The organism is Roseateles sp. GW821-FHT02E12 (genome assembly GCF_059421665.1).
Window position 1 is genome coordinate 591,582 of sequence record NZ_JBWKVK010000004.1, and the last position, 13,434, is coordinate 605,015.

Annotated in this window: 13 protein-coding genes; all 13 read right to left on the minus strand. The window is 63.7% G+C overall.

Annotation, left to right across the window (positions count from 1 at the left end):
* Nucleotides 1-16: 16 nt before the first annotated feature.
* The 13 genes from AC07V5_RS25480 to AC07V5_RS25540 all read right to left on the minus strand — a co-directional run bounded on the left by AC07V5_RS25480 (nucleotide 17) and on the right by AC07V5_RS25540 (nucleotide 13,409).
* Nucleotides 17-1,408, minus strand: coding sequence for a heavy metal sensor histidine kinase (locus tag AC07V5_RS25480; RefSeq protein WP_088481188.1), 1,392 nt, complete (start codon nucleotides 1,406-1,408; stop codon nucleotides 17-19).
* Complete coding sequence (locus AC07V5_RS25485; RefSeq protein WP_088481189.1) at nucleotides 1,405-2,088, minus strand: heavy metal response regulator transcription factor; 684 nt, start codon at nucleotides 2,086-2,088, stop codon at nucleotides 1,405-1,407. Before AC07V5_RS25485 ends, AC07V5_RS25480 begins: the two co-directional genes overlap by 4 nt.
* 97 nt (nucleotides 2,089-2,185) lie before the next feature.
* Complete coding sequence (locus AC07V5_RS25490) at nucleotides 2,186-5,365, minus strand: CusA/CzcA family heavy metal efflux RND transporter (protein ID WP_088481190.1); 3,180 nt, start codon at nucleotides 5,363-5,365, stop codon at nucleotides 2,186-2,188.
* A gap of 13 nt (nucleotides 5,366-5,378) precedes the next feature.
* Nucleotides 5,379-7,004 (minus strand): efflux RND transporter periplasmic adaptor subunit, encoded by a 1,626-nt coding sequence (locus tag AC07V5_RS25495; RefSeq protein WP_268149242.1) that lies wholly within the window; start codon nucleotides 7,002-7,004, stop codon nucleotides 5,379-5,381.
* A 12-nt stretch (nucleotides 7,005-7,016) separates the two neighbouring features.
* The gene (locus tag AC07V5_RS25500) at nucleotides 7,017-8,318 is read right to left on the minus strand and encodes a TolC family protein (RefSeq protein ID WP_088481192.1); all 1,302 of its coding nucleotides are present in this window, start codon (nucleotides 8,316-8,318) and stop codon (nucleotides 7,017-7,019) included.
* A 107-nt stretch (nucleotides 8,319-8,425) separates the two neighbouring features.
* A complete protein-coding gene (locus AC07V5_RS25505; protein ID WP_088481193.1) occupies nucleotides 8,426-8,806 on the minus strand; it encodes a DUF2946 family protein in 381 nt (126 codons plus the stop codon).
* A 155-nt stretch (nucleotides 8,807-8,961) separates the two neighbouring features.
* Entirely contained in the window at nucleotides 8,962-9,312 is a 351-nt protein-coding gene (locus AC07V5_RS25510) for a CzcE family metal-binding protein (RefSeq protein WP_144397095.1), read from the minus strand.
* Nucleotides 9,313-9,456: 144 nt separating this feature from the next.
* Nucleotides 9,457-9,774 (minus strand): hypothetical protein, encoded by a 318-nt coding sequence (locus AC07V5_RS25515; RefSeq protein WP_144397096.1) that lies wholly within the window; start codon nucleotides 9,772-9,774, stop codon nucleotides 9,457-9,459.
* A gap of 301 nt (nucleotides 9,775-10,075) precedes the next feature.
* The gene (locus AC07V5_RS25520; protein WP_158218120.1) at nucleotides 10,076-11,371 is read right to left on the minus strand and encodes a hypothetical protein; all 1,296 of its coding nucleotides are present in this window, start codon (nucleotides 11,369-11,371) and stop codon (nucleotides 10,076-10,078) included.
* Entirely contained in the window at nucleotides 11,361-12,092 is a 732-nt protein-coding gene (locus AC07V5_RS25525) for a hypothetical protein (RefSeq protein ID WP_268149247.1), read from the minus strand. The genes AC07V5_RS25520 and AC07V5_RS25525 overlap by 11 nt, the downstream gene beginning before the upstream one ends.
* A gap of 32 nt (nucleotides 12,093-12,124) precedes the next feature.
* The gene (locus AC07V5_RS25530) at nucleotides 12,125-12,523 is read right to left on the minus strand and encodes a hypothetical protein (protein ID WP_378990665.1); all 399 of its coding nucleotides are present in this window, start codon (nucleotides 12,521-12,523) and stop codon (nucleotides 12,125-12,127) included.
* Nucleotides 12,520-12,954 carry a hypothetical protein gene (locus AC07V5_RS25535; RefSeq protein ID WP_268149251.1) on the minus strand — a complete coding sequence of 145 codons (435 nt, stop codon included), beginning with the start codon at nucleotides 12,952-12,954 and terminating at the stop codon, nucleotides 12,520-12,522. Before AC07V5_RS25535 ends, AC07V5_RS25530 begins: the two co-directional genes overlap by 4 nt.
* A gap of 113 nt (nucleotides 12,955-13,067) precedes the next feature.
* Nucleotides 13,068-13,409 carry a zinc ribbon domain-containing protein gene (locus AC07V5_RS25540; RefSeq protein WP_378990667.1) on the minus strand — a complete coding sequence of 114 codons (342 nt, stop codon included), beginning with the start codon at nucleotides 13,407-13,409 and terminating at the stop codon, nucleotides 13,068-13,070.
* Nucleotides 13,410-13,434: the final 25 nt, after the last annotated feature.

Sequence of the window (13,434 nt, forward strand, 5' to 3'; positions counted from 1 at the left end):
CAAGGTGTGTTTAAGGTCATGACGGCCTCCCCGACGCGGCAGGGGCCGCCACCGCCTTCGCGTCAGACGCACCAGGGTCCTCCAGCGTGAAGCGGATGTACGTACCTTGATCCGTTGACTCCGCGATGGCGGTCCCACCGTGCATGCGTGCAATGGCTGCGACGATGGACAGTCCCAAACCGTGGTTTCGGTCGGCATTTGTTCGTGACGGATCGACGCGGTAGAACCGGTCGAACAGACGCGGCAGATGCTCGGCCGGGATGACCGGCCCCTGGTTGTGCACCCCGATCGAAACGTGCCGAGGATCGACTCGCGCAATGCGCACCTCGATCAGGGAGCCACGGGTGGCATAGCGCGACGCATTGCTCAGCAGGTTGGACATCGCCCGCCGAACCAGGCCGGCGTCTACCGCTGCGCGTGCATCTCCACGCACCTCCACGCGCAGTTCGGCCTCTTCCAGGACGAACTCGTGAAAGTCCGCGACTTCCGCTGCGAGGTCGGCAATGCTCATTGGAAAGGATCGGCGCGCAGGTGTTCCGCGTTCAGCGCTCGATAGAAAGAGCATGTCCGCCACGATGGTCGCGATCCGTCGCAGCTCCTCAAGGTTGGAGGAGAGCGTGTCATGCAGTTCAGCCGCAGATCGAGGCCGCCTGAGGGCCACTTCGCAGCTGCCGATCAGGATTGAAAGCGGATTGTTCAGTTCGTGCGCGACGTCGGCATTGAATGCCCCCATCTGCTGGTACGCGACTTGTAGTCGGTCCAACAGCGCATTGAACTGCAGGAGCAGCGACTGGACTTCCTCAGGCTGGCCCGCCGCATCCAGCCGCTGATCAAGGCGGCTCGCATCGAGCTCGGAGGTCCGACGCGCCAACGCATTCAGTGGCGCCAGCCCTCTCTTCACCAGTACGAAGCCTGTCGCCGAGACCGCAAAAGTCCCCAGGATGGAGGCGGTCAGCAGCGTCCACCACAGGCGGCTCAGCAGTGATTCATCCTTACTGACGTCGTAGATGAGTTCCGCCTGCCCTGCCCCGCCCAGCTCCGTCGGTAGCTGAACCGGGAAGCTCAGCCGCTTGCTCATCGAATCAGGGCGCTTGGGATCGTCCTTCTCGAAGACAGCGGCACGGTTCTCCTGCCGAACCACCAGTGACAGATCGTCATGACCGGCCAGGAAATCACTCATCAGGTGCTTGATGCCCGGGATGTCATGGACTTCCTGCCCCTCCTTGAGAAGTCGCTGGACCGCGATCCGCTTCTTGACCAGGGTGTCGTCCTGGCGAGCGGACAGCGTGAGCGAGATCACCAGGTAGACCGCGCCGCAGACCAGGCTCAGGCCGACCATGGTTTGCAGGGCAAACTGGCGCGACAACCGCGCTCGAAGGCTCGGTGCTTGGATGCTCGACACATTCATGGCCGTTCCTCCAGCACGTACCCCACGCCGCGCACGGTGTGGAGCAGCGGTTTCTCGAAGGGCTGGTCCAACTTCGCCCGCAAGCGACGGATTGCCACCTCGACGACGTTGGTCTCGCTGTCGAAGTTCATGTCCCAGACCTGGGCCGCAATTTCCGTACGCGAGAGCACATGGGTCTTGCGCCGCAGCAGCAAGATCAGCAGGCTGAACTCCTTGGGTGTGAGCTCCAGGCGCTGACCTGCCCGGGTCGCCTTGCGGCGCACCGTGTCGACCTCGAGATCGGCCACCTTCATGACCAGCGTTTCCGTGTCATTCCGGTGCACGCTTCCCCGACGCAGGAGCACCTGGACGCGCGCGACCAGCTCCGAGAAGGCAAATGGCTTGATCAGGTAGTCGTCCGCCCCACTCTGCAGGCCGCGCACCCGATCCTCGATCTGGCCGCGCGCGGTCAGCATGAGGACCGGAACCGACCGCGTATGACGCAAAGCCGAGAGGACCGCCAGCCCATCGATGCCCGGAAGCATCCAATCCAGGATGACAAGGTCGTACTCGTTCACGGACGCCATGTGGAGTCCGTCGACGCCGGTGTGAGCTACCTCGACTTGGTAGCCCTCCTCGGTCAGTCCTTTGCGCAGGTAAGCGGCCGCCTTGACTTCGTCTTCGACGACCAGGATTTTCATGAGGCCCTGCGGCCTTGCGGCCGCCCTCCATGCCAGAGGCTCAGGTCCGCGAAACACCGGCCTTGCGGCCGGTGCGCCGCGCAATGCGGCAGTGCGTTCATGCAAGCACCTCCTGATCCGGCTTGGCGCGCGGCGCAGGCGCGTCTTCCTCGTCATCCTTGCGGTGGGCGATGCGATACAGCACCGGCAGCACCAACAAGGTCAGTGCCGTCGAAGACAAGATGCCGCCGATCACGACCGTGGCCAACGGACGCTGCACCTCGGCGCCCGTGCCGGTAGCGATCGCCATGGGCACGAAGCCCAGCGATGCGACCAGCGCGGTCATCAAGACCGGTCGCAACCGGGTGATGGCGCCTTCGAAGATGGCCTCGTCCAGGCTACGACCCGACTCCCGCAGGTTGCGGATGAAGGAGATCATCACCAGGCCGTTCAGCACCGCCACGCCGGATAGCGCGATGAAGCCGACTGCCGCGGAGATGGACATCGGAATGTCCCGCAACCACAGAGCCACGATGCCGCCCGTCAGCGCGAACGGGATGCCGGTGAACACCAGCAAGCCGTCCTTGGCATTGCCGAACATCACGAACAGCAGCGTGAAGACCAGCAGCAGGGACACCGGCACGACGATCTTCAGGCGATTCGTCGCCGACTGCAGGTTCTCGAACTGGCCGCCCCAGGTCATCCAGTAGCCCGTGGGCAGCTTGACCTGTTGCTGGATGGCCTGCTCGGCCTCAGCGACGAAGGTGCCGATGTCGCGGCCGCGCACGTTGGCGCTGACCACCACGCGGCGCTTGCCGTTCTCGCGGCTCACCTGGTTGGGACCAGGTGACAGCGACAGATCGGCCACCTCGCTCAGCGGGATGAACTTCCGGGCGCTGCTGGTGCCGCTCGCAGGCAGAGGCACCGGCAGGCGCTTGATGGCCTCCAGGTCCGAGCGCACGTTCTCGGGCACGCGAACGATGATGTCGAAGCGACGGTCACCCTCGAACATCGTGCCGCCTTCCTTGCCGCCGACGGCGGTGGCCAGCGTGTCCTGCACGTCCTGGACGTTCAGGCCATAGCGCGCCGTCTTCTCCCGGTCGATCTGCACGCTCAGCATCGGCAGGCCAGTGGTCTGCTCGATGTTGACCTCGGTCGCGCCGGAAATGCCCTTCAGCACCGCAGCGATACGGCCAGCGGCGTTGTTCATGACGTCCATGTCGTCACCGAACACCTTGACGGCCACGTCGGAGCGCACGCCGGAGATCAGCTCGTTGAACCGCAGCTGGATGGGCTGCGAGAACTCGTAGTTCTGGCCCGGCATCTTCTCTACCTCGGCCTTGACCAGAGCGGCCAGTTCGTCACGCGTCTTGCGCGGCTCCGGCCATTCGGACACGGGCTTCAGCATCACGTAGGCATCCGAGATGTTGGGCGGCATGGGGTCGGACGCGATTTCCGCGGTACCGGTACGGGCGAACACACGCTCGATTTCCGGGAACTTGGTCTTCAGCGTCGATTCCAGTTGCTGCTGCATCGCAACCGACTGCGACAGGCTGGTGCCCGGGATCCGCAAAGTCTGAATGGAGAAGTCGCCTTCATTCAAGCTCGGCACGAACTCGCTGCCCATGCGGGTTGCAAGCAGGCCGGACAGGAACACCGTGACCAGCGCGAAGGTGATGACCAGCGGCTTGGCGTTCATGACACGCTTCAGCGCCGGCTCATAGGCGCGGCGCGCCCAGCCCATCAGGAAGTTTTCCTTCTCGGCGACCTTCTCGCCGATGAACAGCGCGACGGCTGCCGGCACGAAGGTCATCGACAGGATCATGGCGCCCACCAGCGCGATCACGACCGTGAACGCCATCGGGTGGAACATCTTCCCTTCGACGCCAGCCAGCGCAAAGATCGGCAGGTAGACGATCATGATGATCAGCTGCCCGAACAGCAGCGGACGCCGGGCCTCCTGCGACGCCAGGAACACCTCGTGGAAGCGTTCTGAGCGCGTCAGCGACCTCCCCTTGTGCTCCTGTGCATGCGCCAGGCGGCGTACGCAGTTCTCGACGATCACGACCGCGCCGTCGATGATGATCCCGAAGTCCAAGGCTCCGAGGCTCATCAGGTTCGCACTGACCTTTTGGTTCACCATGCCCGTGAACGTGAAGAGCATGGACAGCGGGATCACCATCGCGGTCAGCAGCGCCGCACGGATGTTGCCGAGGAACAGGAAGAGGATGACGATCACCAGGATCGCGCCCTCCATCAGGTTCTTCTTGACCGTGCCGATGGCTTTGTCGACCAGGGTCGTGCGGTCGTAGACCGTGACGGCGTGGATGCCGGCCGGGAGGTTCTTGTTGATCTCAGCCATCTTCTTGTCGACGGCCTGGGAAACGGTGCGGCTGTTCTCGCCGATCAGCATGAAGACGGTGCCCAGCACCACTTCTTTGCCGTTGTCGGTCGCCGCACCCGTGCGCAGTTCGCGGCCGAGCTCGACGCTGGCCACATCCTTGATGCGGACCGGCACGCTGCCCTCGTTGCGCAGGACCACGTTGCCGATGTCGGCGATGGAGCGGACCTGGCCCGGGGCGCGGATCAGGTACTGCTCGCCGCGGCGCTCGATGTAGCCGGCGCCCACGTTGGCGTTGTTGCGTTCCAGCGCGTTGACGACGTCCGCCAGCGTGATGCCATAGGAAGCCAGACGGCTCGGATCGGGAGCAACGTGGTACTCCTTGGCATAGCCACCGATGGTGTTGATCTCGGTGACACCGGTCACGTTGCGCAACTGGGGCTTGATGACCCAGTCCTGGATCTCGCGCAGGTCGGTGGCCGTGTAAGGCTCGCCGTTGGGCTTCTTTGCCCCCGGCTGCGACTCGACCGTCCACAGGTAGATCTCACCGAGGCCGGTGGAGATGGGACCGATGTTCGGCTCCACACCGGCCGGCATCTGACCGCGAGCGCTTTGGATGCGCTCATTGACCAGCTGGCGGGCGAAGTAGATGTCGGTGCCTTCCTTGAAGATCACCGTGACCTGGGACAGGCCGTAGCGCGACAGCGAGCGGGTCTGTTCAAGGCCGGGCAAGCCCGCCATGACCGTTTCGATCGGGTAGGTCACGCGCTGCTCGGTTTCGAGCGGCGAGTAGCCGGGCGCCTTGGTATTGATCTGGACCTGGACGTTGGTGATGTCGGGGACCGCGTCGATGGGCAGCTTCTGGTAGCTGAAGACGCCCAGCGCGGCCATGCCGAGCACAGCCAACATGACGAGCCATCGATGCTCGATGGCAAAACGAATGATGCGTTCAAACATGTGGACGCCTCTTTCAGTGCTCGTGGCTGGCCGAGGCCTTGCCGGCTTCAGACTTGATGACGAAGCTACCCGACGTCGCGTACTGCGCGCCTGCCTTCAGGCCGGACGTCACCTCGGTGCGCTTGCCGTCGCTTCGACCCAGCTCGACCGGTACCGGCGCAAAGCCGCTCGGCGTACGGACGAACACGATGGACTTGCCCTCCATGGTCTGGATGGCGTCAGCAGTCACCGAGACCGGGACGCTGGATTCGCCAGCCGAGACCTCGACGTTCACGAACAGGCCGGGACGCCATGCGGTGTTGGGGTTGTCGACAACGACGCGCGCCTGGGCCGTGCGGGTTTGCTCGCCAATCAAGGCGCCGACATAGGCCACCTTGCCGACGGCCTTCTGCTCGAAGGCGGTGGACTTGATGACCACGTTCTCGCCGATGCGCACCTGCGGCAGGTCGCGCGCGGGCACATTGATCTGAGCCCAGACGGACTTCAGATCAGAGATGGTGAAGACGTTGGTGTCCTCACGCACCTGTTCACCCAGCGCGATGTGCTTCTCAACGATGATCCCGTTGAAGGGCGCGCGCAGCTCGAACCGGTTCAGGGCCGACGAGTCCGCCGACGCGCCAATTGCCTGCAACTTCTGGCGTGCGTTGGCGACGGCGATCTCGGCTTCGCGCATGGCCTGCTCAGCCTGCTGAACGTCCTGCTGGGGCGAGATTCGCTGTTCGAAGAGCTGCTTCTCACGTTCGTAGGTCGTGCGAGCCAGTTGGAGGCGCTTCTGGGAGTTCTGAAACTCGGCTCGCTGGTCGGAGACGCTGGAGCTGCTGATGACAGCCAGGACCTGGCCCTTCACGACCTGTTGACCCAGGGACACGGCGACCGATTCCACAACGCCACCAACACGCGGCACGACGTGAGCGGTCCGGTCTTCGTTGAAGGCGATCTCGCCGGGCAATTGGAGCGCCGAACGGATGGTTGAAGGCGCGGAGGTATCCAGCGAGATGCCCGCTGCCTTGATCTGGTCTGCGGTCATGGTGACGGCACCCTCATCCTTGACAAAGGGGAACTGGGCGACGCCACCGCCGGTCTGAACCTCAACGGTGCCCTTGAACAGGTGCGGCTCGCTGATGATCTGGGCGCTGACCAGGGCACCGCCTTCGAGTGCGAACGCGATCTTTTCGGGGTTCTGCCCGGGACGCTCCAGCGTCACAGCCACTTGCTGCTGGCTGAGCTGCAGCGGCTTGCCGCCCTTGGTCAGCCACAGCTTGATGCGAGGAGATCCGCCCTGGTCGGCCAGGAGAAGCTCAACGCTGACTTCCTTCTGCGTGCCGATGACGTCACCACCGTTGGCGCCCTTCTTGGCTTCTTCGTGGTGCTCGCCGTCACCGTGACCTTCGGCGTCCTTGTGACCCTTTTCGCCCTTGGCCTCGCCATGGTGCTCACCGTCGGCGTGCCCCTTTGCTTCATCGTGGCCGTGACCATGCTCTTCCTCGGCGGCAGGTGCACTGCCGCCCATGCGAAGGATGGACACCGTACCGACGGCGCCCAGCGCCAGCACGGCGGCAATGGCGATCAGTTGCTTCTTGCCCAGGCTGCCACGCAGGCGGTCGAGCGTGCTTTGCTTGTCGTTCATCGTGAATTTCATGTTGGGTGTGCCTCAGGGGCGATCAGTCGTGGTGCCGAGCTGGCGGTCGATCTCTGCAGCAGTGCGGTGAACTTGGGCCACCGCGGTGTAGTACTGGCTGCGGACCTGAAGCCAGGTGCGCTGGGCATCGAGGGCGTCCAGGAAGCTGAACTTGCCGAGCTCGAAGCCGGTCTTGGCCGCCTCGTAAGCACTCTGCGCACCAGGCAGCACCTCGCGGCGCAGCGCTTCGACCTCGTCCTTGCGCGCCTGCAGGAGGTCTGCCATCTGCAGCACTTCAGAGCGCAGGCGCAGCTCCTCGGCCTGGGCGTTGGCTTGCGCGGCGTCCCGGCGACGCAGAGCCTCCAACTGGGCGCCTTGGTTCCGGTCAAAGAACGGAAGCGGCACCGACACGCTGAACACAGCCTGCGTCCGACCCAGTTCCTGGGCGCGGCGGGCACCAACGCCCACAGTCACGTCCGGCACGCCTTTGGCACGAGCAAGGGTGTAGCCCGCATCGGCGCGCTGGACCTCAAGCAAAGCGCGGCGCACGGCCGGCGCATCGGGCAGCCGCGCCATGATGTCGGGCGCTGACGGGGCTACCGGCAACACGTCGACGCTGCCGTCCAGGCGCTGGATGGTGCCCTCAGGCACGCCCATAACGGCGGTCAGCGCACGCAGCGCGGCCGAACTCTCGGCTTGCGCTTGGCGCAGATCGATTCGAGCGGTTGAAGCAGCGACTCGAGCGCGCGTCTCCTCCGTGGGCGACACCTTCCCGGCGGTCACCCGACGTGCGGCGGCATCAACGCCACTGCCGGCGATCCGCAGCGATTCTTCAGCGACCTTGACGCGCTCTTGGGCCGTCAGTGCGTCAAAGAAGGCCTGGACGGCCGTGGCACGGATGTCAGCGCGGCGAGCGATCAGATCCAGCGCTGCAATGTCCTTGCCGCGCTGTGCCAGCTCAACCCGCGCCGCTCGCTTGCCGCCGGTCTCCAGCGTCTGGCTGAGTTGCATCGTCGTGACGCGGGTGCCGGACTTGAGGTCCTCTTGGTCCACGCCAAGCACCGGATTCGGGATGAGGCCGGCCTGGCGGACAGTGCCGTCATTGGCATCGAGCTCGGCTGCGGCGGCACGAAGCTGGGGGTTCTGTGCCAGCGCCGTGTCGACCGCCGTCCTCAAGGACAACGGCGTGGTTTGCGGGGCGACCGTCGGGGTGGCTGGTACTGTCGCCTGAGCGATCTGAACGTCAGCGGAAGCGGGAGGGATCCCAGACGACTGCGCCTGGGCAAGGGAGGAAATGAGTGCCGCGCATGCAAGCGGCACGAAGGTTCTGCGCATCGAAAACTCCAGGGTTGTAGGGACAACGCGAGGGTTTCGGCGAGTGCAGTGCTGCGGCTAGGGCCGCATCAAACGAGAGGGGTTGGAACGAAACTGCGCTCGCCGAATCAGGCGACGCGCCAGTTGGGGCGTTCGAGGAGGTCAGGCCCGCGCGAACGGAAGGCCTGGTTGGACGCAGGGTCCAGAGTGAATGCGACGTTGTTGTCGAATTGCAGCGCGACGGGCACCAGCGGCTTCGCGAAGCTCAATTGGCAATAGCCACAGTCGTTGTCCCCGAGCAGCTTGCCGCCCTTGGAAGGCGACTTGTCGTCGAGATGCTTGCCGGACACCTTGGATCCGGCATCACCGGGTACCCCATGCTCATGGGCATGGTGACCGATGTGCGCCTTGGCAGGGATCTGCTCGTGCTGGCAATAGGCTGCCGCTGCCGACCAGGCGAACTGGACGGGCAGGATGAACAGCAAAAGGATGGTCAGCCAGCGACGCATGGACCGGATTGTGTCTTGAAACGGTTAAACGAGGGTGAATTGGCCTTGGCTGTTCCAGTGAAATCGTTCGCAAAGCAGCGGTGCTTCGCCTTACTGGAAGCTGTTCGCCCAGACCCGCGGTTCGTTTCCGACCGCGGATCGCAGGGCTCGGAGGGTCATGCGCCTTCGCTATCGGCGCGGGACACGTAGACCATCAACTTCTTGTCGGTGAAGCCTTGGGGCGCGATGTCGCGGACGTCGAGTGCGCGATGGCTGGCGGAACTGAATTTCCACGTGAAGCTCTTGCCCGCGCTCTGGAACGTCACCACGTCGCCGCAGTTCACGTTGATGGCCTTGCCAGCATCGACCTTGACCACACGCGCGCCTTGGGTGGCGGTGACGGCCTCGCCGTGGACCGACTTGCCGTTGAACATGCGGTCGTTCCCAGCGGCAGTACCTGCCTGGGCAGCGCCCACGGCGAACACAAGGCTGGCGATCAGGGCGGAGGCGGAAATGGTGCGGTTCATGAGAGTTCCTACTTCGGCGGACGGGTGACTCGGGAGAGCCACCTGAGGCGTTCACCATGGAAGGAACTTTAGAAATCCGTCCCCAACGGGAAGCGTGGCCTTCGCATTACAAATCCGTCATGTTGGCGCCAGCGTGACCCGCGGCTACTGTCCTTTGCATTTGCCGCTGGCCACCGTGTGCAGGTAGATCGCGAGCTGGACCAGGTCTGCCTTCAGGTCCTTGCGCGGCCCCAGGCAATCGCGCTTCTCGGTCCGAGTGATTGCAAGCGCGATGCGTTCGTCCTTCGACAGCCCGCCGAGCTGGAGTGCGACGCCAGCGCTATCGGCCATCCTGCGGAACTCCGGGCGCGCGCCGGCCATGGCCACGCCAAGATCAAGACGGATCGGCGGTGGCACGGTGCCGGGTTCAAGCTGTTCTGGCTCACCTGGCTGCTTGTCGGCATTTACATCCTGACCAGCCATTGGAGCCGTGCCCGACGGCTGCGCGTTGCTCGCGGCGCCCCTATTCCATCCCGTCCGTGAGCTTGCCGCTTGAGGCCTTCTAGCAGGGACGGCCGCGACGACCTCAGGTGCCGCGCGGCGCAGGGGTACAAGTCTGACGCTGATCGATGGGCCAGGGGCAGCTCCAACTTGAGGAATCCAACGCAAGTGGCTGGCGCTGAGCACGTGGATAAACAGACCACAGATCAACACTGATGCGGCGGCCGCGGTGGCTCGAACACGCCAGCCGGGTCTCGCCACCGCGTTCCAGTTCTCGGTAGGCCTACCGGAACCAGTCGTCATCCAGCACGTCCTTGCCCAACGCAATTTCCCGCTCAGCCTCGAGCATCACCCGGGAGATCTCTGAGTCAGGCAGCGTGACACGCACAAGGTGGGAACTTGAGACCGTCACAACGGCGTCCGGATGCGCCTCATGAACGCGGGGTTCGGCCAGGATCCGGGTTGTCTCCTTGTCCAAAGGGCTGTACGGCTTCATTTCCTCCACAGCCTCCCGGAATTTCATGAGCTGGTATTCGAGTTGGCGGCGAAGGTCGAGATCGATGTCGGCCTGGCGCTCAGCAAGCATCTCCGCGAAGGCGCTCGACTCGCGACCGACCTGATCGGCCAGCTTCTTCTCCGCCGCTTCGGCGTCTCGCAGCGCCCTCACTGCCGTCGAGATGCCTACATACAGGGATGCATACATCTGCGTGACTGGCATGTTGTAGTCAGGGGTCCCAATGCCCTGACGAGGCTTCACTTGTGAGCTCGACACCTGGTGATAGAACGTACCTGCGCCATAGGCATCCCTTGCCCATTCAAACCGCTGTCGGACGGCATCCAGTATCTGTGGATAGACCGTGCTCCAGACCCCACTGACGGCAGGCCCGCGGTCTTCCGTGAAAAGCCTGTTGACGGGGAGAACCGTGCACCGCCCCTGATCCGCCATCGCCTTGATCTCCCGCTGGTACCGCTGCGCCACCTCCGCGCCCCGGGCGTCGACGATCAGAATGAAGTGGCACTTGTCGAGTCCAACCTCTTCGAAGGCCCTGAAGATTTCGCAGATAGCACGCCCTGATACGACCGTGTCCACGAAGATGAAGTTCTCGGTTGGGAGCTTGCTGGGCAGCGCTGCCAGCCAGTTCCTCTTGGCCAGGTTTTCGACCAGTACCTTGTAGAACGTGAGGTAGGGATCAGTCCCGTCACGTCGCACGATCCCAGCAAGAACGCGGCTCCAGTAGCGCCTGATCGCCGCCGTAGTCTGCGTTGCGTCCTGCGGGTCGGCGGAGAACGGCAGGATGAGCTTCTGATGGAACGGGGAGTAGGTCAGCTCACTCATTTCCTTCAAGCGCTCGTCATAGGTCGGCAGCGATCGGATATCGAGACGCCAGGCAGCCGCGGCAGCGCTGATGAACGGTACTGCGCCTCGGCTAGGCACGACCAAGTGCCGGTAGCCCTCCTTGACCAGCACGCGGATGTACTCCGACAAATCCTTCGACGCGCGTGCGTAGTCGATCAGGTTGTCGGCGTTGAACTCGTTCTGCCAAAGCGCCGTCAAAGGCAGCGCTGATTCATTCGTCACTTGGCACGTCCTCCTTGTCGGCACGTCCTTCGGGTCGATCAATCCCTTCTGCCAGCACGACGCGAACCTCGTCCGTTTCCGGCTTCCCGAGCTGAACCAGCCACGCAGAAATCGGATTGGCCGCCCCACGCGGCTCGTCATCCTTAGGATCGAACTCCAGACCAACCTTGGCATGCGTCCATAGCACGCTGGTCAGGTACAGAACGTCCTTGTAAAGCTGTTTCCTCGACGAGGTCACCAGTTGCTGGTGTTGTTCCAGAGAGACCTCGCCGAAGGGGTTGGGCACGTGAAGGTGCTCGCCGGCGCGCTCATAAATCTCGACGAAGCGCTCAAGGGTCTGCTTTTCCTTCCCCTCATTGAAGTGCCACAGGCCGTCGCCCATCACCTGGACGCTGCCAATAGGGATCGGCAGGAAGTGCGGCGTGATCTTCGAGAGTCGCTTCAGGATGTCTCCGACCTTCCAGTCACGGGTGTAGTCCGGGTTGTCCTTGGCCTCCATGCGCAATGCGGCATAGCGCGCCTCGTCCGATGAAATTCCCGCGAAGGCCACCAGTTCAATGACCTTGCGCACCTGGAGCCAGGAGAACTCGTTGTCCGTGTCCAGAGTGAGCGTGCGGGACTTCTTGGCGCCCAGGATGCGGTTGACGGCGCGCAGGCGGCGTTTCACTTCCACCATAGCAACGTGGTAACGCTCGTGGGCTTTTGCTCGGCCGTCGGTCATCGCAGTTCTCCTCCAACGCGATCGGTTCAGCTTCAGGGTGCAAGCAAGCAGCTCAGCAGGGAGGCGTTCCGGTACGCGACCATCAAGGCATTGCGAGTAATTCCGTCAGCGCGTCCGCCCACGACCTGCACGTTGGCAGTCTCGATCACCTGCTTGAGCTTGCGCGCTGAGTCATGAATTTCGGTCAGGTCATGCTCGAGAGAAATCGCCAGGCGCAGGATCTCAACGTGACGATCCGCGTCCTGGAGATGCATTCTCAGCTGGCGCTGCCAGGGCTTGGTCGGTGGCGTCCGCTCGAGGAGCCCTCGCACGATCACGTCAATGTCGCCGATGGCTTTGCCGATTGCCTCGAAGTGCGCCGCCGCTGATTCAGGAGGAAGGTCGGGAGCCATTTCCTCTTTCTCAATGTCCTGTCGCCTCTTGTCCATCATTCACTTCCAGCCACCTTCACGTCGGCCACCAGGCGACTCTTGATCGCCCTATCCCGGATAGAGGCATCAGCCATTTCCAGGCGGTACCACTCGTTCCAGAACCAAAGGCTGCCGATCAGCTCCACGAAGAGCACTTGGCCGGCGTCTCCACGAAGTTCAAGGTCGCCCTTGCCCTTCTTCCACTCATAGCCCAGCCGATGAGAACCCGGCGTCAGGATCAACCTGACGAATGACGCCGGCGTGGTTGCCACCAGAGCCCCGCCATCGACCCCGACGTTAACCACGTTCACCACATCACCCCACCGCCGGCGCACGAGGTAGACGACGAGGCTGCCTGGAACGGGCTCGAACTTCTTCGCCTGTGCGTCTGCCGCCAGATCTGGCACTGCTGCAGGCGTGCACGTCGGCTTCGATCCTGTCTTGGTCTTCACCCGGAAACAGTATCTGTCGTCGGGTGGTTTCAGAGGCCGCTCCGCGCAGCCAGACAAAAGCGGTCCCGCGATAGTCGCAAGGCACGCAATCACAGTACGTCGATTCATAGCTACTACGGCGCCGGCCTGCCACACTGGTTGCAGAACCGTGCGCCCGGGGCGAACGGCGTCCCACAGCCCTGGCAGGCGGCAGCCACCAGTTGGCCGCCGCAGCCGCTGCAAAACCGTGCACCGGACGCTCCTGGAGTGCCGCACTTGGCACAGATCAAGCCGCTGGACGCGGCCGTAGCTGGTTGGGGCGGTACGTTCTGCGCAGGCGGGTAGTAGCCGTCCCCGTGACCGCCATGGCTGCCGTGACCTCCATGTCCGCCCTCGCGCGAGCGTCCCCCTCCGTGGTACCCGCCGCCCCCGTGACCGCCCAGTCCGCTCTTCAGCAGTCGATCCAAAAATCCCATGTGTTGCTCCTTCGTAGGGCGCGGA